We start from the raw sequence: 21,398 nt of genomic DNA, 5'->3' as shown, positions 1-21,398 counted from the left end.
GGCGGGTACAGCGGGGCGGGTCACCGGTGGCGGGACGGGACGACAGCCCCGCCACCGGGTGTTCAGGAGCCCCCTCAGGGGGTGGTGACCACCGGGCGCGGCGCCTTCGCCATGCCGGAGCCGATGAAGAAGCTCGGGTGCGGCGGCTGGTTGTACGCCGTGTTCTGCCACGCGAGCGCCGTGCGGTACTGGAGGTCGTGGAGCAGCGTGGTGATCTTCGTGCCGGTCTCGTGCGGGGTGGAGTAGATCCGCAGCGCCTTGTTGTCCGAGGTGCGCCAGACGACCTCCTCGCGCCAGTCGCCCAGGATGTCGCCGGAGAGCGCGGGGGTCGCCTTCGTGCCGTTGTTGGACGCCACGGAGGCCCCCGTCAGGAGCCGGGTCTCCCCGCCCGTGCCGTACTTGTCGATCCGGGTGCCGTCGAGGAGTTCGCGGGTGGTGTCGCCGTCCCACCAGTTCACGAAGTTGACGCTGGAGGGCTCGCGGCCGACCGAAGCCCCTGCGGGGGAGCGCAGGGTGCTGTCGGCCGCGGACCAGGACTCGGCGCCCGGCGAACCGGCGTAGATGTCGGCGGACACGCCCCGGCCGTTGTCGGAGCCCGACGCCGTGGTCCACAGGCGCTGCCCGGTGCGGGCGTCCGCCATCCAGGAGCCCGGCTTCGAGCTGTCCTCGGAGACCTTGAAGTACTCCAGGCCCGGGCGCGAGGGATCGAGGTCGCCGACGTGAGCGGCGTCGCCGTGCCCGAGCTTGGTCGTCCACAGGCCGTTGCCGTTGTCGTCGACGGTCATCGCCCCGTAGACGATCTCGTCCTTGCCGTCACTGTCCACGTCCGCGACCGACAGACTGTGGTTGCCCTGGCCGTCGTAGCCCTTTCCGGAGTTCGTCGAGGAACTGCTGTCGAACGTCCAGCGCCGGGTGAACGCGCCGCCGCGCCAGTCCCAGGCGGCGATGACGGTGCGCGTGTAGTAGCCGCGGGCCATGATCAGCGAGGGGCGGCTGCCGTCGAGGTAGGCGGTCCCCGCCAGGAAACGGTCCACGCGGTTGCCGTAGCTGTCGCCCCAGCCCGCGACGCTGCCGCGCGCGGGGACGTAGTCGACGGTGCCCATCGCGACGCCCGACCGGCCGTTGAACATGGTCAGGTACTCGGGCCCGGCAAGGACATACCCACTGGAGTTGCGGTGGTCGGCGGATGAGCTGCCGATCACCTTGCCCGCCCCGTCCTTCGTGCCGTCCGCGGTCTTCATGGCGACCTCGGCCTCGCCGTCACCGTCGTAGTCGTACACCTGGAACTGCGTGTAGTGCGCGCCCGAGCGGATGTTCCTGCCCAGGTCGATCCGCCACAGCCGGGTGCCGTCCAGCTTGATGCCGTCGACGATCGTGTTGCCGGTGTAGCCGGACTGCGAGTTGTCCTTGGCGTTGGTGGGCTGCCACTTCAGTACGAATTCCAGGGCGCCGTCCCCGTCCAGATCGCCCACGGAGGCGTCGTTCGCCTCGTACGTGTACGCGACGCCGTCCGGGGTGGTGCCTCCGGCGGGCGGCGTGATCGGCACGTCCTTGTACCCGGTGCGGAACTGCACCGCGTGTACGGAGTCGCCCTGTTCGGTGCCGTCCACCACGGCGCGCACGGTGTAGTCGGCGCTGTTCGGGGCGCCCGCGTGGAAGTAGTTCGTCGAGCCGGTGACCGGCGAGGAGTTGACCTTCGTACCGCCCCGGTAGACGTTGAAGGCCACGTCGTCGTCATCGGTGCCGAGCCAGCGCCAGCTGACCAGGTTGCCCGCGTCGGTGTGCACACTGACCACGCCCCGGTCCAGGGCCTCGGCCTGGCGGGTGGTGGCCGCGGACGAGGTGGACGACAGGGCGATGAGCTCGCCGGCGGCGAGGGCGCCCGCGACCACGGCGGTGACCAGGACCCGGGCGCGGGACCGGCGTCCCCTGCGTCCTCTTCGGTGGCGTTCCGTGTGCGGGTGCTGCGGCATGGGGTGCTCCTGCGGGGAGAGAGACAGTGCCGTGGACCAGTCGCCGCCGGCCGCGGAAAGGTTGCCGGTGGCCACGGGATTTTCCGGGGCGGGGAATTTTCTGTTATCCGCGGTGCCGTCCACGCGTCTCCGTTCATGGCCTGGTCAGGTACAGTTCCCGCCCCCGGCGGGGGTCTTCAGCCGGGGAGGGAAAAGCGTCCCCATGCCGATCCGGTTGATCCGGCCGGTGTACTCGGCGCGCAGAAATCTGGAGCTGACACCCTTGAGAGAGTTGATCAGCTTGGACAGGGCGACTTTCGGCGGGTAGTGCACGAGGAGGTGTACGTGGTCGGCTTCGCCGTTGAACTCGCGCAACTCGGTCTCGAAGCTGGCGCATACCTCGCGCATGATCTCCTCGCAGCGTCTGAGCATCTGGTCGTCGAGCACCCCGCGCCGGTATTTCGTCACAAACACCAAGTGCGCGTGCAGGTCGTAGGCGACATGACGGCCGGTGCGGATATCAGGATTCGGTTCCCAGCGTGGTGACATACACCAAGCGCAGTATGATCAGTAGGGCCAGACCGGAGGGGGTGGGCCTGGTGATCCGTGCGTACAAGTTCCTCATGCGGCCCACCGTGAGCCAGACGATCGCGCTCGGCGAGATGTTGCGGGATCACTGCTCCCTGTACAACGGGGCCTTGCAGGAACGCCGCGACGCCTGGCGGCACAGCTCCAGGACGAGCATCAAGTACGGCGACCAGTCCGCACAGCTCAAGGGCATCCGGGCGTTCGACCTTGAGCGTCAGGGCCGCTGGTCGTTCTCCTCGCAGCAGGCCACCTTGCGGCGTCTGGACAAAGCATTCGCCGCGTTCTTCCGCCGGATCAAGGCCGGGGACGCCCCCGGCTACCCACGTTTTCGCGGTGTGAACTGGTTCGACACGGTGGACTTCCCCAAGGACGGAGACGGCTGCCGCTGGGACTCCACCCCACACGACCCGCTCACCCGCGTCCGCTTCCAGGGCGTCGGGCACGTCAAGGTCAACCAGCACCGGCCGGTGGCCGGCAAGGTCAAGACCGTCAGCGTCAAACGCGAGGGCCGCAAGTGGTTCGTCGTCCTGACCGCTGAGCAGGACCAGCCCAAGCCGCTGCCCGCGACCGGCTCCGTCGTCGGGATCGACCTCGGTATCGCCAACTTCCTCGCCGACTCAGGCGGCCAGTTCGTTCCCAGCCCTCGTCACGGGCGCAGGGCCGCCGCGAAGCTCGAAGCCGCGCAGCAGGCGCTGTCCCGGTTCCCCCGCCGCAAGGCCAAGGACCGCACCGCCAACCACCAGCGCGCTGTGGAGAAGGTCGCAGGGCTGCACGGCAAGGTCCGTCGACAGCGGATCGACCACGCCCACAAGACCGCCCTCGGCCTGGTCCGTGAGCATGATTTCATCGCGCACGAAGACCTTAAGATCCGCAACATGAGCCGGGCCCCCGCGCCGAAGCCGGACCCCGGCAAGCCGGGCAGCTTCCTGCCCAACGGGGCCACGTCCAAGGCTGGGCTCAACCGCTCGATCTCTGACGCCGGATGGGGGGTGTTCCTGACGATCCTGCACGCCAAGGCTGAAAGCGCCGGACGGGAAGTGATCGCCGTGGACCCCCGCAACACCTCCCGGCGGTGTCCCGCATGCGGGCACACCACCAAGGAGAACCGGCCCACACAGGACAAGTTCCACTGCGTCTCGTGCGGCCACAGCGCGCACGCCGACACAGTCGGAGCTGTCAACGTTCTACGGGCCGGGCTGGTCCGTCGCGAAGCCAACCCGGCATAGCGAGAAGCCCCCTTGTTTACGAGGGGGAGGAGTCACCAGAATGAGCGCGGCGCCGACTACAACCTGATCGTGCAGCCCACCAGTTGGGCCGCCGTGGCCGAAGACATCACCCAGCCCCCGGACCCCGCACGCGGGGTGGTGCGCTACGGCTACGTACGGGACACGGGAACGGACGCGGCGCCGGTCCCGCAGTACCTGAACCGAGCCGGATAGCCATCATCCGGTTGGACCGGACCTGCCTGAGATCCCGGACGTTGTTCGGTGTCTCGCACAGACGTTGCTATGCTCGCGCACCGCGCTCCGGCGGCACGGGGGCCGGCACGGTGCGCGCAGAGCCGTGAACACACAGAAAGAGGTCACCCGTGGGGACAGCCGTCGACGACGCAGCCGCCGCGGAGTTCCATGACTTCTTCGAGCGGCATTACGCGGAACTCGCCCGCCTCGCCCACCTGCTGACCGGGGAGAAGGACGCGGCGGACGACCTCGCGGCCGACGCCCTGGTCGCGCTCTGGCACCGCTGGGACCGGGTGCGCGCCGCCGATCATCCGGCCGCGTACGCCCGAGGTGTCGTCGCCAACATGGCGCGCAGCCGCATCCGCAGCGCCGTCCGGGAGCGCCGCAGAGTGGCCCTGTTCTGGGAGCTGCGCTCCGAGGGCGTGGACGGCCCTGACGTACCGGCGGTCGTCGACGTCCAGGAGGCGTTGCGTACGCTGCCGTTCCGTAAGCGGGCGTGCGTGGTCCTGCGGCACGCCTTCGATCTGTCGGAGAAGGACACCGCGCTCACCCTGGGAATATCGGTCGGTACGGTGAAGAGCCAGACGTCCAAGGGAATGGCGGAGCTGCAACGGCTCCTGGGTGAGCGGGCCGCGTCACAACTCGTGGGAGGGAGGCAGTGATGCACGACGTACGCAAGCGGCTGCGCGACGCCGCCGCCGAGCACCGGCCCGACCGGGAGCGGATGCTGGCCCGGGTCGAGCGCGGCATGGAGCGCGACGCCGCCGACCCGGCGGTCTCCTCCCATGCCAGGCCGCCACGGCCGGCCCCCTGGCTGCGGATCACGGGAGCTACGGCCGCCGTGGCCGGAGTCTTCGCACTCGGCGGCTACGCGGTCGCCTCCGTCGTCCAGGACGAGGGCCCCTCCCGCGTCGTCGGCTCGCCCGCCGCCCCCGAGACGCCCTCCGAGCCGCGGCCTTCCGTGTCCCCGCCGGACGACGCCACGGCCAAGCCCAGCTCACCGGCCGAGCCCGCGCACCCGCCGGGCAAGCCCACCGAGAGCTCGACGGGCAAGGGCGACGGCGAAGGCGCGGACAGGCAGCCCAAGAAGCAGGGCCCCCCGTCCTCGCGGCAGCCCGTGGCCCCCGGCGCCACGGACGTCGAGGACGGCTATCTGTGGAGTGACGGCTCCATCGACCCGCAGAGCAACGACTTCTGGGCGCAGAGCACCCTCACCTTCAAGACGGAGAAACGGCTCACCGCGCTCACCGTCGAACTGCGCGTCGCCCGGACCGGCGGCGTCGCCGACACGGGCAACTGGCGCTCCCTGCCCGCCGACGACTTCAGCGTCTCCGTACGCGAAGAAGGCGACGACCTTGTCTACCGCTGGACGCTGAAGGCGGGCCGCAGCGTCCCGGCGGGTGAGCACGTCTTCGCCGGTCAGTACAACCACGCCAAGGGCGGCAGGGACGCCGGGGACGACACGTACGCGGCGCAGGCGGACGCATCGGGCAAGAAGGCCGCGGTGCGCGGCGACTTCGCCCGCACGTCCTAGGCCGCCGGAGAAATCTTTCGTACGGCGGCAACCTTCCGCATCCGGGCGGAGACCACCAGACGCAAGGTCGTCCCCCCAGCGAAAGAACGGTCCCCATGACCACACAACGAGCCGAACTGCGCAAGAGCCGCAAGAGTCGCCTCACACGCCGCCGCGTCGTGGGCGCGGTGAGCGGAGCGTTCCTGCTGACCGGCGCCACGGTCGGCGCCAACGTGCTGCTCTCCCCGGCGGGAGCGGCGACCACCGCCGCCGCCTGGCCGACGCCCACCGGGAACAAGCCCGTCACCAAGACCATCGAGGTGTCGGGCACTTACGACGGCGGCCTCAAGCGCTTCTACGGCAGTGGAGACCTCGGCGGCGACGGCCAGGAGGAGGGCCAGGATCCGATCTTCAAGCTGAAGGACGGCGCGGTCCTGAAGAACGTCGTGCTCGGCTCCCCGGCCGCCGACGGCGTGCACTGCTCCGGCAGCTGCACCATCCAGAACGTGTGGTGGGAGGACGTCGGCGAGGACGCCGCCACCTTCAAGGGCACCTCGTCGAGCTCGGTGTACAACGTGACGGGCGGCGGCGCGAGGAAGGCCGACGACAAGGTCCTGCAGTTCAACGGCGCCGGGAAGCTGAACATCAGCGGATTCCAGGTCTCGGACTTCGGCAAGCTGGTGCGCTCCTGCGGCAACTGCTCCAAGCAGTACAAGCGCACGATCACCGTCAACGACGTGGACGTGACCGCGCCCGGCAAGTCCCTGGTGGGCATCAACACCAACTACGGCGACACGGCCACCCTGACCAAGGTCCGCATCCACGGCGACAGCAGCAAGAAGATCAAGCCGTGCGTCCGCTTCACCGGCAACAACACGGGCGCCGAGCCCAAGGAGACGGGCAGCGGCCCTGACGGGACGTACTGCAAGTACAGCGCGTCGGACATCAGCTACCAGTAGCCACCTGGCCGACGAGCGGGCCACCGGTGACGTGACCGTCACCGGTGGCCCTTCTGTTACGGCGTCCAGTCGGCCAGGTAGGCCGAGCGGGTCGCCGACTCGGCCTGGGTGCGGGTCAGTTGAGGCCGGTTCTCCGGGAAGGGGAGCGCCGCGCCAGGGCCCGTGTTGTGGTACTCGGCGAACCGCTGGGCCTGCCAGGGGTAGGTGTCCCGCATGTTCGCGTAGGGAGCCGCCGCGTCGATGCCGCGCCCCAGGTGGGTGTCGCGCACCGTCAGCATCGGGCGGGCCGTCGTGTCCGAGCTGGGCACCCAGGGGCGGGCCAGCTTGTAGTAGGCGTCCGGGGCGCCGCTCGTCACCCGGCCGCGGGTCACCAGGTAGCCACGGGGGTTGGCGACGGCCGTCGAGGGTGCGAAGACGAAGCCGTACGGGGGAGCGGCCAGGTCACCGCGGGTCAGCGTGTGGAAGTGGCAGCGCTCGAAGACCGCGGTGGCCCGCCCGAAGACGAAATCGACATCCCCTTCCACGTAGCAGTCGCGGAAGTACTGGCGAGCGAAGGAACCCAGGTCCAGGGTGTCGGCGTACAGCGTGTCCTGATGACCGAGGAAGCGGCAGCGGAAGAACGCCGAGCGGTCGCCCATGACCTTCAGGGCGACGGCCTGGGTGCCGGTGTAGTCGGGGTGGTCGGCACGCAGCCAGTCGTTGGCGAACGTGAGCGCGTGGGCGGTGAAATCAGCGGCCCGCACGGTCGTGGTGGCGGAGCCGCTGGTGCCGTAGGTGCCGGTTCCGTCGGGCTTGGGGGTGCCCGCCGCGTTGTCGTACACGATGACCGTGTCGTGCGGGTCGCCGCTCGCCCCGATGAGCGTGAGCCCGGCACCCGCCTCGGGCACGGCCACCGTCTCGCGGTACGTGCCCGGGGCGATGACCAGGGTGTGTCCGGTGCCGGACGCGGCGTTCACCGCGGCCCGCACCGTGGTGTGGTCGCCGCGGCCCGCGGCATCCACGTACAGAGTCTTCGGAGTGCGGCGGGCGGCCGGGGACCCGTACGGGCCGAAGGGGCGGCGCGCGGCGGCGCCGGCCGGGGAGGCGAGCCCGATGGCCAGCGCGGCCCCGCCGCCCGCCGCTAGCAACGCGCGGCGGCTGACGGGTAGTTGGGGAAGTGATGCGGGCATGACAGGTCCTTCGCTGTGCGGCTCGACAGGAAAGAGGGAGGGAGGAAAGAGAAAGGGAGGGGAGAGGAAGGACAGAAGAGACGGTCAGCGGCGCTTGCCCGCGCCCGCGCCGTGTTTCAGGAGCGCCGGCAGCTTGCGAGGGTCGTCCACCCGCGTCCGCAGGACCGGCGTCCAGCCCGCGTCCGGCTGGAGCGTCTCCGCCGGCATCTCGGCGTTGTGGACGGCGATCAGATCGACGCGCTTGCCGTTGACGTAGTTGGCGTCGGCGGTGACCGGCGCCTCCTTCCACTTCTTGAGGATCTTCGCGGCACTGACCCCGGCCGGGAGCGTGAACGCGTTCTTCTGGGCGACCAGTTGGGACTCCAGGCCGATGCCGAACGAGTACTGATAGCCGCCCTCGGGGACCACGTAGTGGTTGTTGTACGCGTCTACCTGCCCGAAGCGGACCCGCGGCGCCCGCTCGACGATGTCCCTGAAGACGTTGTGGTGCAGGGTGACCCGCAGCTTGCCGCGGTCCGTGGCGCCCGCGCTGTCGCTGTTGCCGATCATCAGGGTCTTGTCGTGGTCGGCGAAGACGTTCCAGGACGCGGTGACCAGATCGGCGCCGCGTACGACGTCGAGCTCGCCGTCGTGCTGCTGGTAGATCTCTCCGTAGTAGGACGGCAGCGAACTGTCCGGATGCTCCCCGTCGGTGAACGTGTTGTGGTCGACCCACACATGCGTCGAGCCGTACACGACCATGCCGTCGTACTCGGAGTTCCACGCCCCGGTGGCGCCGTCCGTGGGATCCCACTGCGGGAAGCAGTCCAGCGGGCTCTCAAGGGTGAGGTTGCGGACCACGACGTTGTCCACGCCCTGGATCTGCAGGCTGCCGCCCACGATCCCGGCGTCCTTGCCGACGCCCACGATGGTCGTGTCGGCGGGGACGTACGCCTTGATCGCCGCGGCCTGCCGCTTCGCCGACGCAGCCCGCAGGTCCTCCTGCGCGCCGCTGACCGGTGTGTCGAGGCCCCACACGGCGGGGTCGTAGTCGGCGAGGTATTGGTCGAAGTCGTAGCCCTCGGCCTCGAAGGCGGCGCAGCCCGCCGCCGTGGCGTTCAGGGTGCCCTTGACCTTGATGATCCGGGGAGCGCCACCGTCGTCGGCGAGCGCGGCGCGCAACTCCTCCCAAGTGGTGACCGTGTAGGTGTGCGCGGCGTCGGCTCCGGCGCCGCCGGTGGTCCCGCCGTCCAGCGAGGCCCACCCGTCGCGGGGCGGCAGCACGTCACGCGCGCCACCGCCCCCCGAAGCGGAGGCGGACGTCGTGCCCGTGACGGCCACGACTAGGGCGGTGCACCCCGCGAGTGCGGCGAGTGATCTGCTGACAGCCATGCGCTTCGTCTTCATCGTCACGGTCCTTCCGGCCAGGTGATCCAGGATTCGGGTATCGCGTCGTCGAGCCGCCGCACGTCACGCGGTGCGAGGACACGGCGGTGCAGCAGCTCGGCGGCCACCAGGCGTGCCACGGCGATCGCGCCCGGCGGGTTGAAGTGCGTGTTGTCCTGCTCGGTGGCGGTCCAGTTGAAGTACGCCTTCGTCTCCTCGACGCCGAGCTTCTGCCACAGGGCGAGCGACAGGGCCTGCACATCGAGCAGCGGTACGTCCTCGGCCTTCGCGAGGGCACGCATCGCCGCCGGGTAGTCGCCGTGGGTGGGCAGGGCGTTGCCGCCCGCGTCGAACTTCCTGCGCTCGACGGCGGTCGCGAACACCGGCGACGCGCCACGGGAGCGCGCCCCGTCGACGTACCGCATCAAGTACTCCTGGTAGGTGGACCAGGGCTCGGTGTAGCGCGCCGGGTCGGCGCTCTTCTCGTCGTTGTGGGCGAACTGGACGAGGAGCCGGTCGCCGGGCCTGATCGCCTCAAGGATCACGGCGAGGCGGCCCTCGTCGAAGAAGCTCTTCGAACTGCGGCCGTTCATCGCGTGGTTGGCGACCGGCAGCCGACGGTGGAGGAAGAAGGGCAGGGCCATGCCCCAGCCGGTCTCGGGCGCCGCGTCGGCGTACTTCTGCGCGGCGGTGGAGTCACCGGCGATGTAGAGGGTGCTCACGGATGTGGTCCCCGCTGAACGCGCGAAGGCGGCCGGCGCCGCGGCCGCCGCGAGGGGAAGGCTCGCGAGGGCCGCGGCCGCACGGCGCCGGGAGACGCCGTGCGGTGGGCGCGCTGTCACTTGTTCTGGTCGTTCCACTCGGCCTGAGCCTTGTTGAGCTGCTCGGCGAGGGTGTCGAGGAAGTCCTTGGCGGACATCTTGCCGAGCAGGACCTTCTGGTAGTTCGGCTCGTTGTCGGCCTTGCTGATGGTGTTCCAGTCAGGCAGGTAGTACGGCAGCTGCACGACCTTCAGGGAGCCGTCGTTGAGCGCGGCGGCGGCCAGCTTCGTGGGCTCGGCGGCGTTCACCCAGGCGTCCTTGGAGGCCGCGGTGTTGGCGGGGATGGCGCCCGCCGACTTGTTCCACTTGCTGTTGGACTCGTGCGATGCGGCGAACTCGATGAACTTCCAGGCCGCGGCCTTCTTCTTGCTGGACTTGAACAGACCGAGTCCGTCGACCGGGTTGGACACCTGGACGCGTACGCCCGCGTCGGTCGTCGGGTTCGGCAGACCGCGGAACTTGCCCTCGCCGAGCGCCTTCACGTGGTCCGTGTAGGAGCCGAGGTTGTGGCTCAGCATGCCGATCTGGCCCGTGTCCCACTGGGCGTTCATCTTCTTGAAGTCGTTGTTGACGTCGGCCGCCGGGGTGTTCTTCTTGTACAGGGCGACGTACTTCTTCAACGCCTCGACGTTCTTCGGGTCGTTGACGGTGGTCTTCTCGCCGTCCCAGAACGACCCGATGCCGGACTGGCCGTAAGCCGCGTCGAGCGCCTGCGCGATGGAACCCTCGCCGCCGCGGATGGTGTACCCGAACTTGTTCTCGCCCTTGGCGGTGAGCTTGTCGGCCGCCTTGTAGAACTTGCCCCAGGTGGTGGGGGCTTCCAGGCCCGCCGCCTTGAACAGGTCGGTGCGGTAGTACAGCACGCCGTTGCTCGCCGACGTCGGCACCGTGAAGAGCCGGTTGCCGCCGCCCGCCGCCCGGACGCTGTCGACCATGCCGGGGTTCAGCTTGCCGTCGAGGGAGCTCTCGGTCAGCCGCTTGTCCAGCGGCTCAAGGGCGTTCTGCGCGGAGATCCCGGCGAGCATCGCGGCGCCGACGCCGCCGACGTCCGGCAGGCCGCCGCCCTGGATGGCGGTGTCGTACTTGGACTGGACGCTCTCGGCGGGGATCGGGACGTACTTGACCTTGATGTCCGGGTTCTTCGCCTCGAAGTCCTTGATGATCTCCTTCCAGACGTCGGTGCGGACCCCGCCGTTGTTGTCCCAGAAGGTGATCTCGCCCTTCCCGGAACCCTCGTCGCCCTTGTCCCCGCCGGCGCCGCTGCCGTCGTCACCACAGGCGGTGGCGGTCAGCGCGAACGTGGCGGTGAGGGCGACGGCGGCCAGGGCGCGACGGCGGCTGCTTCTTCGGATGGTGTTGTTCATGGTCGGCTCTCTTCTCCAGATGTACGGGTGGTGCGGGGTATTGGGGGCACTGAGGGGGGTGTCGGGAGGTGACGTTCAGGGCCTGGTCGTCCCGATGGCCTTCTGCGGGCCCGAGAACTTCGTCACCAGGCGGGGGACGGCGGACGCCGGGTCGAGGCGGTAGGCGTAGAAGTCGCGCGGCTCGAAGGCCGCGCCCCACGTGTCGTGGCGGCCCGTCGTGTTCTTCGTGATCGATCCGCGCTGCACCAACTCGGCCGTGGCATCGGCCTGGTAAGGGTGCTGCACGTCCTCGTAGAAGCTGTTCTCGATGACCATCTTCGTCTTGCCGCGCGCCCAGTTCCCGTAGGTCCACACGGGGTCGCCGTCGCGGACCTGCGCCGACACGTAGTTGTTGTAGAGATGCGCGTACGCGCAGTTGTCGGCGGAGGGGTTGCGCTGCTTGGTGCCGCTGAACCAGTTGTGGTCGATGGTCACCTGGGTCTTGACCTGGTCGGTCCAGCCGATGCCGAACGCCTTGTTGTGGTTCTCGAAGCGGTTGTACGAGACCGTGACGTACTCGCTGTCCTTGCGCAGGTCGATCAGGCCGTCGCCCATGCGCGTCAGGCGGTTGTGGTCGATCCAGACGTGGTCGACGGAGTCCAGCTGGATCGCGTCGAAGTCCTGCGTCTTGCCGTCCCAGTCGCCGTCCACGTACGAGTCGCGGATGGTGAGGTTCTGGATGATGACGTTGCTCGTGCCGGGGTTCAGGTGCAGCTCCCCGTGGACGATCTCGCCGGACGTGCCGACGCCGACGATCGTCTTGTCCGACGCCACCACGATGTCCGAGCCGAACGGCTCGACGGCCACCGTGCCCTTGACCCGGATGACGTAGGGCTGCTCGGCCCCCGCGTACCGGGCGAGCGAGGCACGGTCGCTGACGGTGACGACCTTGCCGCCCGCGCCTCCCGTGGTGCCTCCGGCCAGCGAGGCGAAGCCGTGCGCGGTGCCGGAGAGGCGGTCGTGGGCCGGGGCCGGTGCGGCGGCGGCTCGCGCGGGGTGGTGCACGGCCGTCAGACCGAGGACGACGGCCAGCGAGGCCGCCGCCGCGAGGGCGCGGGCCCTCAGGCGTCTTGTGCTGTGCAGGTGCTGCTCCATTGCGGCTCCCAACAGGCGTGCGGGCAGGGTCAGTCGGTGGTGATCCGGAAGTGGGTGAACAGGGCGTTCCCTGCCCCGTTCTGGCCGGCGGGGGCCGTGGCGAACAGGCCGAGCAGCGCGCCGACCCAGCGCCATGGAGTCGCGGCGAAGACCTGGCCCGATGGCTTGAAGCCGTCGCCGGTGTCGGCGGAGAAGCGGCAGCGGGCGCCGCCGGTGATCTCGATCCGCAGCCGCGCGGTGCCGTCGGGGGCGGGGCGCGGCGTCGCGGCGTCCCGTTCCCGCTCGGCGACGGACTCGGCGAACCGGTGCACGAGGCGCACCGCCCCGTCCTCGCCCCGTTCGAGGCCGATCCAGCTGAACGCGTCGCCGAGCACGGCGAGCCCGGCCCTTGCGTCGGCCGCCGCGCCGTCGAGCCTGAGGCCCACCTCGACGGTGCACGGCGCGAGCGGCAGGCGCTGGGTCAGGACGTGCGGCAGGCGGCGCAGGTCGTGGGCGTCGGCGGAGCGCACACAGGCGAGGCGCAGTCCGTCCGCCGCGTGCGAAGTCGCCCAGCCGTCACGGGGGTTGGCCGACCACTGCCACTGGCGGCCGTGGCGTCCGCCGGGGAAGTCGTCGTCGGTGGCGGGCGCGGACACCGGCTGCTGGGGCAGTGCGGGCTTCTCGTGTACGAGGACGGGGGCGCCGCCCTCCCCGATCACCGGCCAGCCGTCCGCCCCCCACCGCAGCGGCTGCAGATGGACGACCCGCCCGTACGCCCCCCGCTGCTGGAAGTGCAGGAACCAGTCCTCTCCGGAGGGGGTGCTCACCCACGCACCCTGGTGGGGGCCGTTGACGGCGGTAGCACCCTGCTCCAGGACGATCCGCTCCTCGTAGGGCCCGAAGAAGGTCCGCGACCGGAAGGCGCCCTGCCAGCCGGTGTCCACCCCGCCCGCGGGAGCGAGGATCCAGAACCAGCCGTCGTGGCGGTACAGCTTGGGCCCCTCCAGCGTGAACCAGCCGGGGATGTGGTCGGCGTCGACCAACACCCGCCCCTCATCCAGGAGTTCACGGCCGTCCAGGCTCATGCGGTGGCCGGTGAGCCGGTTCTTGACGCCCGAGCGCGACTTGGCCCAGGCGTGCACGAGATACGCCTCGCCGCTCTCCTCGTCCCACAGTGGGCAGGCGTCGATGAAGCCCTTGCCCGGCTTGATGAGATGCGGAGCACTCCAAGGCCCGCGAATACTGGGAGAGTTGATCTGGAACACGCCGTGGTCGGGGTCGCCCCAGAAGATCCAGAACCGCCCGTCGTGGTGCCGGATCGACGGCGCCCACACCCCGCAGTCGTGCCGGGGCGCGGCGAACGCCTCGGCCGGTTCAAGGCGCTCAAGGGCGTGCCCGACCAGGGTCCAGTTCACCAGGTCCCGGGAGTGAAGCAGCGGCAGGCCGGGGGCGCGCCCGAAGCTGGACGCGGTGAGGTAGAAGTCGTCGCCGACCCGGACGACGTCGGGGTCGGACCAGTCGGCGGCGAGAACGGGATTGCGGTAGGTCCCGTCGCCGAGGTCACCCGTCCGATCGAAGCCGTGGGCGCGGGGTGCGTTCACGCGGTCACCGCCTTGCGGACGAGCGCCGCGGCCTCGGCCCGGCCCGGGCGGCCGTCGGCGATGACGGTGATGACACGGCGTACGACGGTCTCGCCGGCGCCGATCGAAAGGCGCCGGTCATGGGCGAGCGAGGAGCCGACGCCCGGATATTCGGTGGTCCGCACGAACCACGGGTCGCGCCGGGTATCGGGCGTCGCCCCGGCGAAGACGAGGGTCCAGCCGTGGCCGGAAAGGGCCAGCCAGTCGGCCGTCGCGCCATGGACGGCGGCCTCGCCCTCGGCGTCCGCGGTGAACACCTCAGGGGCACGCCGCTCCTTGGGGGCGCGCCAGAAGAAGCCTCCGTAGGCGGCGCCGGGGCGGCCGTTGGTGGCGGGGCTGCCGATCGAGATCTCCTCGGCGGCCGGATTGGTCAGGGAGAACGTGAAGTCCAGGGCCCAGGCGGACGTGGTGAGGGGCGTGACGGCGACGGTGCGCCGCTCGCGCAGCAGCTCGCGCTCGCCGTCGAGCCAGCCCACTTCCTCGACGAAGCCGTCGGGGTCGCGCAGCTTGAACTCCAGGTGGCGCTGTTCGCCGTGGTTGTCGAGCTCGGTCGGCCCCTGGTCGCGTACGTAGGTGCGTCCGCCCCAGAAGTTGCGGCCCGCCGCGTCGGGCACGGCGACGCCCACGCCGAGGTGGTGCGGGTGATCGGCCGGGCCGGACTCGGTGACGGGGATGCCGCCGAAGGTGCGGACGGGGTGGAGGTAGGGGCGCGGCGCGAGCCGCTGGTCGACCGAGGGGTGGATGACGTAGCGGCCGACGGGGCGGCCCGAGCAGCGCAGCATGAGCGCGGTGTCGGTCGCGGTTCTGTTCATGGCGTTCTCACCTCGGTGGGGTCTCGGCGGTGGGGGTGCGAGAGGTGGGGGTGCGAGAGGTGGAGGTCCCAGCGGCGGTCCGAGAGACAGGCGCAGGCACCTGGTCGGGCAGCGCCCAGAACGTGCCGAGCTCGGCGAAGCCGCACAGGGTGTCGGCGCTCGCCGAGACCAGACCGTCGATGCCGTGGACGACCCGTCGCCGGGCGCCTTCGGGCTCCCCGGTGACGGTGCGCCAGGCCTCGTCGGGCAGAGGGCGCGGGTCGGGCGCCCGGCGGATCGTCTCTACGACCTTCATGAAGGCGCCCGTCGACACCGGCGGGACCAGCAGCTCCGCGCGGCCCGCGAGATGGTCGACGAGGTTTTCGAGGAGGTCCGTCCGCCCGTGAAGGACCTCCTCGGGTCCGTGTCCGGTGCGCTGCACGAGCACCCGGTCCTGCTTGTACCAGAACGTGATGCGGCCCTGCGCGCCGTGGACCAGGACGTACGGCTCGTCGGGCCGCTCGGCGCAGAGGGTCGCCGCGACGCCGATGCGCCTGCCGCGCGCGGTGGTGATCCCGACGAACGAGGTGTCGTCGGCCTCGATGTCGTTGGCGCGGAACAGTTCCGTCTCCACCCGCGTGACGTCATCCGCCCGTGTGGACCCGTCGACGGCCAGGGCGGTGGCGACGGCGTGCGCGAGGGGGTTGGTCAGGACGCCGTCCACGACGTCCACGCCCTCCAGCCGGCGCCGCCCCGCCCAGGGCGCTCGCCGGTAGTACGCCTCGTCCCGTGCCCAGGCACCCGCAGCGCCCACGCCGAGCGGCTCACCGATCACACCGTCCGCGACCAGCTCGCGGATGGCGGGCACGGCGTGCGAGCCGAGCGACTGGAACCCGACCTGGCAGGCCACACCCGCGGCGTCCACCGCCTCCGTGATTCGCTCGAAGTCGGCGTACGAAGGGGCCGGGGGCTTCTCCAGGAGCAGGTGCACACCCCGTGAGGCGGCGGCGACGGCCAGGTCGGCGTGGGTGGGGATGGGCGTACAGATGACGGCGGCGGCAGCTCCGGTCGCGTCGAGCAGACCCGCGAAGTCCGCGGACTGCGCGGGCTCGCCGATCCCGTCGAGTTCGGCGACGGTCAGTGGTTCCAGCTCACAGATCCCCACGAGCCGTACGAGGCCCGCCTGTTGGAGCCGCCGGATGTTCGCCAGATGCCAACGGCCGTGCCCGCGCGCCCCGGCCAGGACCAGCGGCAGCGGGGTGCCGGGGGCGGTGGACGCCCCGCCACGCGGCGCGGGCGACGGCAGTCGGGGACTCATCCCTTCACCGCCCCCGCGCTGAACCCCGTGACCAGCCACTTCTGGATGAACGCGAAGACGATCACGACGGGCAGGGCGGCGATGACGCCTCCCGCGGCGAGCGCGCCGAGGTCGACGCTGTCGGCGCCCATCAGGGTGGCGAGGCCGACCGGGATCGTCTGCTTGTCCTGGTTGGAGAGGAACATCAGGGCGAACAGGAAGTGGTTCCAGCTGTGCACGAAGGCGAAGGAGCCGACGGCGATCAGACCGGGCCGCAGCAGCGGCAGGACCACGGCGCAGAAGGCGCGGAAGCGCCCACAGCCGTCGACCCAGGCGGCCTCTTCCAGGGAGTACGGCACGTTCTTGATGAACCCGCTGATCAGGATCATCGACAGCGGCAGCTGGAAGACGGTCTCGGCGATGATGACGCTGCCGAGCGAGTTGATCATCTGGAGGTTGGCGAAGATCTGGAAGAGCGGCACCAGCATCAGCGCGCCCGGGATGAACTGCGAGCACAGCAGCGCCAGCATGAAGCCGCGCTTGATCTTGAAGTTGAAGCGGGCCAGGGCGTACCCGCCGGCGAGTGCGACGAGGGTCGTCATCAGCATCGACAGGGCGCCCACGATCAGGCTGTTCTGGAAGAAGAGCCCGAAGCTGCGCTCCGTCCACACCTTGTCGAAGTGCTCGAACGTCAGCGGCCACGGCAGCAGCGAGGTCGAGCCCGCGGGCCGGATCGCGAAGAGCAGCATCCAGTAGAAGGGGATGATCGTGAAGAGGAGATAGAGGCCGAGCGGCAGGTAGATCTGCCAGCGGGGTGCCTCGTCCCAGGCGCGCCGCTTCGGCGCGCGCGGGCGGCGGCCGGTGACGGCCTTGGCGGACGCGATGGTTTCCACCATGTCGGTGTCCCTGTCGACCTGCTGAGTGGTGCTCACTTGTCCTGACCCCCGAACTTGCTCAGCCGCAGATAGACCATCGAGCAGAAGAGGAGGATCACGAACGCGATGGAGGTCAGCGCGGAGGCGTAGCCGAAGTCGTGCGAGTCGACGGCGATGGACGCGATACGCAGGGGCAGGGTCGTCGTCTCGCCCGCGGGTCCGCCGCCGGTGAGGGTGTAGAGCAGGTCGACGTTGTTGAACTCCCAGACCGCGCGCAGCAGCGTGGAGAGGATGATCGCGTCCTTCAGGTGCGGCAGCGTGATGTGGAAGAACTGCCGCAAGCGGCTCGCGCCGTCCACCTCGGCCGCCTCGTACAGGTCCTTCGAGACGGACTGCAGGTCGGCGAGGATGAGGATCGCGAAGAAGGGGACGCCGCGCCAGAGTTCGGCGATGACGACGGCGGGGAAGACGGTGCTGGTGTCCGAGAGCCAGGACGTCCCGTACGAACCGATGCCCATGTCCGCGAGGTAACGGCTGATGCCCGTCTGCGAGTTGAAGATCAGCAGCCAGATCGTCGAGGTCAGCACACCGGAGACGGCCCACGGCGAGAAGACGAGGGCGCGGGCCATCGCACGGCCGATGAAGGTCTGGTTGACGAGCAGCGCGAGCCCGAGGCCGAGGAGCAGTTGCAGCACGACTTCGACGGCCACCCACTGGAGGCTGAAGCCGAGCGTCTGCCAGAACTGCGGGTCGTCGGTGAACGCGGTGACGAAGTTGTCGAAGCCCGCGAAGCCGTCCCGCCAGGGCTTGGTGGGGTTGTAGTGCTGGAGGCTGTAGTAGAAGACGCTGATGACCGGGTAGGCGATGAAGCCCAGCATCAGGAGGCCGGCCGGTGCGATCAGCAGATACGGGAGCCGGCGGGGAGTCGCCCCCGTGCGGCGCCGGTGCGCACCCGTCGCTCGGCGGCGGGGCGGCGGCTGCGGTGGCGCTTTCGCCACAGCTGAGGCCATGTCTGCTTCTCCGTTCTCAGGGTCTGCTTCACAGTCCGCGAGATGAAGCGCTTCGCAGACGTCGTTCGAAATCACGTACAAAAGGTGGAGCGGCGGGAGCTCAGCCCGCGTAAGGGTCGGGGACCTCGCCGTCACGGGCCAGGAACGCGAAGTCGCAGCCGGTGTCGGCCTGCGTGATCTGCTCGCTGTAGAGCGCGCCGTAGCCGCGTCCGTAGCGTGCGGGCGGCGCGGTCCACGCGGCCCCGCGCTGCTCCAACTCCTCGTCGGACACGTCGAGATGGAGCGAGCGCGCCTCGACGTCCAGGGTGATCAGGTCGCCCGTGCGGACCAGGGCGAGCGGCCCGCCGACGTACGACTCGGGTGCGATGTGCAGCACACAGGTGCCGTACGACGTGCCGCTCATCCGCGCGTCGGAGATCCGCACCATGTCGCGCACCCCCTGCTTCAGGAGGTGATCGGGGATCGGGAGCATGCCGTACTCGGGCATGCCGGGGCCGCCCTTGGGGCCCGAGTTCCGCAGCACGAGGACGTGGTCGGCGGTGATGCCGAGCGACTCGTCGTTGACGGTGCGCTGCATTTCCTTGTAGTCGTCGAAGACGACCGCGGGGCCGGTGTGCCGCAGCAGGTGCGGCTCGGCCGCGATGTGCTTGATGACGGCGCCGTCCGGGCAGAGGTTGCCGCGCAGGACCGCGACGCCGCCCTCGTCCGCCAGGGGCTTCTCCCTCGGTCGGATGACGTCGGGGTTGTGCACCGTCGCGCCCGCGAGCTGCTCGCGCAGGGTGTCGTGGGCGGCGGTCGGCCGGTCGAGGTGGAGCACGTCGGTCAACTGGGCGAGAAACGCGGGGAGTCCGCCCGCGAAGTGGAAGTCCTCCATGAGGTACTGCCCGCCGGGCCGCAGATTGGCCAGGACCGGCACGGTCCGCGCGATCCGGTCGAAGTCGTCAAGCGTGAGCCGTACGCCGCTGCGGCCCGCCATCGCGATCAGGTGGATGACGGCGTTGGTGGAGCCCCCGAGCGCGAGGACGGTGGCGACCGCGTCCTCGTACGCCTCCTGCGTCAGGAACCGCGACAACCGCAGGTCCTGGCGTACGAGTTCGACGATCCGCATCCCGGACGCGGCCGCCATCCGGTCGTGCCCGGAGTCGACCGCGGGGATGGAGGAGGCGCCGGGCATCGTCACACCGAGTGCCTCGGCGGCGGCGGTCAGGGTGGATGCGGTGCCCATGGTCATGCAGTGGCCGGGGGAGCGGGCGAGGCCGTTCTCCAGCTCGGCCAGCTCACAGTCGCCGATGAGCCCGGCGCGCTTGTCGTCCCAGTACTTCCACATGTCGGTGCCCGAACCGAGCACCTCGTTGCGCCAGTGGCCCGGGAGCATGGGCCCCGCCGGCACGAAGAGGGCCGGCAGGTCGACGCTCGCGGCGCCCATCAGGAGCGCGGGCGTCGTCTTGTCGCAGCCGCCGAGCAGGACCGCGCCGTCCACCGGGTAGGACCGCAGCAGCTCCTCCGTCTCCATGGCGAGGAGGTTGCGGTAGAGCATCGGGGTCGGCTTCTGGAACGTCTCCGAGAGCGTGGAGACGGGGAATTCGAGGGGGAAGCCACCGGCCTGCCACACGCCCCGCTTGACCGCCTGGGCGCGGTCGCGCAGGTGGACGTGGCAGGGGTTGATGTCGGACCAGGTGTTGAGGACCGCGATGACGGGCTTTCCCATGTGCTCCTCGGGCAGATACCCGAGCTGCCGGGTGCGTGCCCGGTGGCTGAAGGAACGCAGGCCGTCGGTGCCGTACCACTGGTGGCTGCGCAGCTCGTCGGGCCTCATATCGCCCACTCCTTCACCAGGGCCTCGATCTCGGCCCGCCGGTCCTCCGGGAGCACCCGGCTCGGCGGACGCACCTCGCGGCGGCACAGGCCGAGCGCGGCCAGGGCCTCCTTGACGACGGTGACGTTGTCCGCGGACTGGTCGGCGGCGCGCAGTTCCTCGAAGCGGCGGATGCGCTCCCAGACGTCCATGGCCGCCGGATAGTCGCCCGCCCGCAGCGCGTGCAGCATGCTCAGCGACACCTCGGGCGCGACATTGACCAGACCCGAGGTGAAGCCGCTGGCGCCGACGGCCCAGTAGGCGGGTGCGTACAGCTCGGCGAGCCCCGCCACCCACACGAAGCGGCCGAGCCCCGCGTCACGCGCGAACGCGGCGAAGGCGGCGGCGTCCGGCGTCGCGTACTTCGCGCCGATCACATTGGGGCACAACTCGCCGAGCTCCGCGAGGCGTTGACCGGTAAGGCGGGGATTGCGGATGTACGGGACGACGCCGAGCTCGGGCACGGCGTCGGCGATGGCACGGTGGTAGTCGACCCAGCCGTCCTGGGACACGTAGGGATGCACCGGCTGGTGGACCATCACCATGTGGGCCCCGAGGTCCCGGGCGTGCCGGGCGGCGGCGACCGCGGTCGGCAGGTCATGCCCGACGCCGACGAGGACGGTGGCGCCGCTCGTGGCCACCTCCTCCATGGTCAGCTCCGTGACCAGGCGCCGCTCCTCGGGATCAAGGGCGTAGAACTCGCCGGTGTTGCCGTTGGGGGTCAGGGTGCGGACACCGCCGTCGGTCAGGCGTCGCACCAGGGCGCGGTAGGTGTCCCGGTCCACGGAGCCGTCATCGGCGAACGGCGTCACCGTGATGGCGACGACGTCGGCGAGCGCGGCACGCGCCGCTTCGAAGTCCGTGGTGCGGGTGGTCCTGCCGGTCATCGGTGATCCCCCTCCGGGAAAGCGCGCCGCACGAACGAGGCGATGTGGTCATGGAGTCCGCGCGCCGCCGCGTCGGCCTCCCCCGCGAGGGCGAGCCGCAGGATCTCGCGGTGCTCGGCCGCTTCCCGTTCCCAGGAGGGCAGGGTCGCCCAGGCGACGGCGGAGACCAGGGCCGCCTGGTCGCGCACGTCGTCGAGCATGCGCGAGAGCAGCGGATTGCCGCACGGCACGTAGAGCGCGCGGTGGAAGGCCCGGTTGGCCAGCGAGCGTTCGGCCGCGTCGGTCGCGGTGTCCGCCCGCTCCAGGGCGTCGCGTGCCTCCTCCAGGAGGGCCCCGTTGCAGACGGTGCGCCGCAGGGCCTCCGGTTCGAGCAGCAGGCGTACGTCGTAGACCTCCTGCGCCATGGCCGCGTCCACCGTGCGCACGGTGGCCCCCTTGTACTGGCTCATCACGACGAGGCCGGTCCCGGCGAGCGTCTTCAGTGCTTCCCGTACGGGCGTCTTGGAGACCCCGAACTGGGCGGCCAGCTCGGTCTCGACGAGGGGCTGGCCGGGCGCGAGCTGCCCGGTGAGGATGCGGTGCTTGACCGCTTCGAGCACGTACTGCGTGCGCGAGGGGATGGGGTGGGGCGCAAAGTTCATCGATGCTCTCAGTCGTCGTGCAGCCGTCGTGCAGTCATCGCGTATCGCGTCTCATATATGACGTACGAAGTACGACGCGATGAAGCTAAGGGTCCGAC

General features: G+C 70.3%; 20 protein-coding genes. 5 read left to right on the top strand and 15 right to left on the bottom strand.

The window, feature by feature from the left end; all coding sequences use genetic code 11:
• Positions 1 to 74 precede the first annotated feature (74 nt).
• Both ACGFX9_RS10655 and tnpA read right to left on the bottom strand, forming a co-directional pair.
• Complete coding sequence (locus ACGFX9_RS10655; protein ID WP_393468360.1) at positions 75 to 1,973, bottom strand: rhamnogalacturonan lyase; 1,899 nt, start codon at positions 1,971 to 1,973, stop codon at positions 75 to 77.
• A 144-nt stretch (positions 1,974 to 2,117) separates the two neighbouring features.
• The gene (tnpA, locus tag ACGFX9_RS10650) at positions 2,118 to 2,501 is read right to left on the bottom strand and encodes an IS200/IS605 family transposase (protein WP_393467972.1); all 384 of its coding nucleotides are present in this window, start codon (positions 2,499 to 2,501) and stop codon (positions 2,118 to 2,120) included.
• Between the two features lie 50 nt (positions 2,502 to 2,551).
• Here tnpA and ACGFX9_RS10645 point away from each other — a divergent pair, with 50 nt between their 5' ends.
• The 5 genes from ACGFX9_RS10645 (at position 2,552) to ACGFX9_RS10625 (ending at position 6,472) form a co-directional block, all read left to right on the top strand.
• Positions 2,552 to 3,766, top strand: coding sequence for an RNA-guided endonuclease InsQ/TnpB family protein (locus ACGFX9_RS10645; RefSeq protein WP_393467969.1), 1,215 nt, complete (start codon positions 2,552 to 2,554; stop codon positions 3,764 to 3,766).
• A gap of 69 nt (positions 3,767 to 3,835) precedes the next feature.
• Positions 3,836 to 3,979 carry a hypothetical protein gene (locus ACGFX9_RS10640; RefSeq protein ID WP_393467966.1) on the top strand — a complete coding sequence of 48 codons (144 nt, stop codon included), beginning with the start codon at positions 3,836 to 3,838 and terminating at the stop codon, positions 3,977 to 3,979.
• Positions 3,980 to 4,128: 149 nt separating this feature from the next.
• Positions 4,129 to 4,662 (top strand): SigE family RNA polymerase sigma factor, encoded by a 534-nt coding sequence (locus ACGFX9_RS10635; protein ID WP_393467964.1) that lies wholly within the window; start codon positions 4,129 to 4,131, stop codon positions 4,660 to 4,662.
• Positions 4,662 to 5,534 (top strand): hypothetical protein, encoded by an 873-nt coding sequence (locus ACGFX9_RS10630; RefSeq protein WP_393467961.1) that lies wholly within the window; start codon positions 4,662 to 4,664, stop codon positions 5,532 to 5,534. The genes ACGFX9_RS10635 and ACGFX9_RS10630 overlap by 1 nt, the downstream gene beginning before the upstream one ends.
• 95 nt (positions 5,535 to 5,629) lie before the next feature.
• Positions 5,630 to 6,472: a pectate lyase gene (locus ACGFX9_RS10625; RefSeq protein ID WP_393467958.1), complete on the top strand. Its 843-nt coding sequence runs from the start codon at positions 5,630 to 5,632 to the stop codon at positions 6,470 to 6,472.
• Positions 6,473 to 6,528: 56 nt separating this feature from the next.
• Here the strand turns inward: ACGFX9_RS10625 and ACGFX9_RS10620 are convergent, their stop codons facing one another.
• The 13 genes from ACGFX9_RS10620 to ACGFX9_RS10560 form a co-directional block, all read right to left on the bottom strand.
• Complete coding sequence (locus tag ACGFX9_RS10620) at positions 6,529 to 7,641, bottom strand: pectinesterase family protein (protein ID WP_393467954.1); 1,113 nt, start codon at positions 7,639 to 7,641, stop codon at positions 6,529 to 6,531.
• An 84-nt stretch (positions 7,642 to 7,725) separates the two neighbouring features.
• Positions 7,726 to 9,027 (bottom strand): polysaccharide lyase family 1 protein, encoded by a 1,302-nt coding sequence (locus tag ACGFX9_RS10615; protein WP_393467950.1) that lies wholly within the window; start codon positions 9,025 to 9,027, stop codon positions 7,726 to 7,728.
• 2 nt (positions 9,028 to 9,029) lie between these two features.
• Positions 9,030 to 9,848: a rhamnogalacturonan acetylesterase gene (locus tag ACGFX9_RS10610; RefSeq protein WP_393467947.1), complete on the bottom strand. Its 819-nt coding sequence runs from the start codon at positions 9,846 to 9,848 to the stop codon at positions 9,030 to 9,032.
• On the bottom strand, positions 9,845 to 11,191 hold the full coding sequence (locus ACGFX9_RS10605; RefSeq protein WP_393467943.1) for an ABC transporter substrate-binding protein: 1,347 nt from the start codon (positions 11,189 to 11,191) through the stop codon (positions 9,845 to 9,847). The genes ACGFX9_RS10610 and ACGFX9_RS10605 overlap by 4 nt, the downstream gene beginning before the upstream one ends.
• 75 nt (positions 11,192 to 11,266) lie before the next feature.
• Positions 11,267 to 12,325: a polysaccharide lyase family 1 protein gene (locus ACGFX9_RS10600; RefSeq protein WP_393467940.1), complete on the bottom strand. Its 1,059-nt coding sequence runs from the start codon at positions 12,323 to 12,325 to the stop codon at positions 11,267 to 11,269.
• A gap of 29 nt (positions 12,326 to 12,354) precedes the next feature.
• Positions 12,355 to 13,905 (bottom strand): family 43 glycosylhydrolase, encoded by a 1,551-nt coding sequence (locus ACGFX9_RS10595; protein ID WP_393467937.1) that lies wholly within the window; start codon positions 13,903 to 13,905, stop codon positions 12,355 to 12,357.
• Positions 13,902 to 14,756 (bottom strand): PmoA family protein, encoded by an 855-nt coding sequence (locus ACGFX9_RS10590; RefSeq protein WP_393467934.1) that lies wholly within the window; start codon positions 14,754 to 14,756, stop codon positions 13,902 to 13,904. The genes ACGFX9_RS10595 and ACGFX9_RS10590 overlap by 4 nt, the downstream gene beginning before the upstream one ends.
• Before the next feature lie 7 nt (positions 14,757 to 14,763).
• The gene (locus ACGFX9_RS10585; RefSeq protein WP_393467931.1) at positions 14,764 to 16,053 is read right to left on the bottom strand and encodes a Gfo/Idh/MocA family protein; all 1,290 of its coding nucleotides are present in this window, start codon (positions 16,051 to 16,053) and stop codon (positions 14,764 to 14,766) included.
• Positions 16,050 to 16,928, bottom strand: a complete 879-nt coding sequence (locus tag ACGFX9_RS10580) for a carbohydrate ABC transporter permease (RefSeq protein ID WP_393468356.1) — start codon at positions 16,926 to 16,928, stop codon at positions 16,050 to 16,052. Before ACGFX9_RS10580 ends, ACGFX9_RS10585 begins: the two co-directional genes overlap by 4 nt.
• 32 nt (positions 16,929 to 16,960) lie before the next feature.
• Positions 16,961 to 17,917 carry a carbohydrate ABC transporter permease gene (locus tag ACGFX9_RS10575; RefSeq protein WP_393467928.1) on the bottom strand — a complete coding sequence of 319 codons (957 nt, stop codon included), beginning with the start codon at positions 17,915 to 17,917 and terminating at the stop codon, positions 16,961 to 16,963.
• 100 nt (positions 17,918 to 18,017) lie between these two features.
• Positions 18,018 to 19,733 carry an L-arabinonate dehydratase gene (araD, locus tag ACGFX9_RS10570; protein WP_393467925.1) on the bottom strand — a complete coding sequence of 572 codons (1,716 nt, stop codon included), beginning with the start codon at positions 19,731 to 19,733 and terminating at the stop codon, positions 18,018 to 18,020.
• Entirely contained in the window at positions 19,730 to 20,659 is a 930-nt protein-coding gene (locus tag ACGFX9_RS10565; protein WP_393467923.1) for a dihydrodipicolinate synthase family protein, read from the bottom strand. The genes araD and ACGFX9_RS10565 overlap by 4 nt, the downstream gene beginning before the upstream one ends.
• Positions 20,656 to 21,300, bottom strand: a complete 645-nt coding sequence (locus ACGFX9_RS10560; RefSeq protein ID WP_393467920.1) for a GntR family transcriptional regulator — start codon at positions 21,298 to 21,300, stop codon at positions 20,656 to 20,658. The genes ACGFX9_RS10565 and ACGFX9_RS10560 overlap by 4 nt, the downstream gene beginning before the upstream one ends.
• Positions 21,301 to 21,398: the final 98 nt, after the last annotated feature.

This window comes from Streptomyces sp. NPDC048436, from assembly GCF_043200355.1.
Classification (GTDB): Bacteria; Actinomycetota; Actinomycetes; order Streptomycetales; family Streptomycetaceae; genus Streptomyces.
This window is presented reverse-complemented; position numbering and strand designations above follow the sequence as displayed.

Bases quoted from the DNA above. Each gene is read 5' to 3' on its own strand.
- ACGFX9_RS10655 (WP_393468360.1), bottom strand. From the start codon at position 1,973: ATGCCGCAGCACCCGCACACGGAACGCCACCGAAGAGGACGCAGGGGA.
- tnpA (WP_393467972.1), bottom strand. From the start codon at position 2,501: ATGTCACCACGCTGGGAACCGAATCCTGATATCCGCACCGGCCGTCAT.
- ACGFX9_RS10630 (WP_393467961.1), top strand. From the start codon at position 4,662: ATGCACGACGTACGCAAGCGGCTGCGCGACGCCGCCGCCGAGCACCGG.
- ACGFX9_RS10625 (WP_393467958.1), top strand. From the start codon at position 5,630: ATGACCACACAACGAGCCGAACTGCGCAAGAGCCGCAAGAGTCGCCTC.
- ACGFX9_RS10620 (WP_393467954.1), bottom strand. From the start codon at position 7,641: ATGCCCGCATCACTTCCCCAACTACCCGTCAGCCGCCGCGCGTTGCTA.
- ACGFX9_RS10615 (WP_393467950.1), bottom strand. From the start codon at position 9,027: ATGAAGACGAAGCGCATGGCTGTCAGCAGATCACTCGCCGCACTCGCG.
- ACGFX9_RS10605 (WP_393467943.1), bottom strand. From the start codon at position 11,191: ATGAACAACACCATCCGAAGAAGCAGCCGCCGTCGCGCCCTGGCCGCC.
- ACGFX9_RS10600 (WP_393467940.1), bottom strand. From the start codon at position 12,325: ATGGAGCAGCACCTGCACAGCACAAGACGCCTGAGGGCCCGCGCCCTC.
- ACGFX9_RS10590 (WP_393467934.1), bottom strand. From the start codon at position 14,756: ATGAACAGAACCGCGACCGACACCGCGCTCATGCTGCGCTGCTCGGGC.
- ACGFX9_RS10585 (WP_393467931.1), bottom strand. From the start codon at position 16,053: ATGAGTCCCCGACTGCCGTCGCCCGCGCCGCGTGGCGGGGCGTCCACC.
- ACGFX9_RS10580 (WP_393468356.1), bottom strand. From the start codon at position 16,928: ATGGTGGAAACCATCGCGTCCGCCAAGGCCGTCACCGGCCGCCGCCCG.
- ACGFX9_RS10575 (WP_393467928.1), bottom strand. From the start codon at position 17,917: ATGGCCTCAGCTGTGGCGAAAGCGCCACCGCAGCCGCCGCCCCGCCGC.
- araD (WP_393467925.1), bottom strand. From the start codon at position 19,733: ATGAGGCCCGACGAGCTGCGCAGCCACCAGTGGTACGGCACCGACGGC.
- ACGFX9_RS10565 (WP_393467923.1), bottom strand. From the start codon at position 20,659: ATGACCGGCAGGACCACCCGCACCACGGACTTCGAAGCGGCGCGTGCC.
- ACGFX9_RS10560 (WP_393467920.1), bottom strand. From the start codon at position 21,300: ATGAACTTTGCGCCCCACCCCATCCCCTCGCGCACGCAGTACGTGCTC.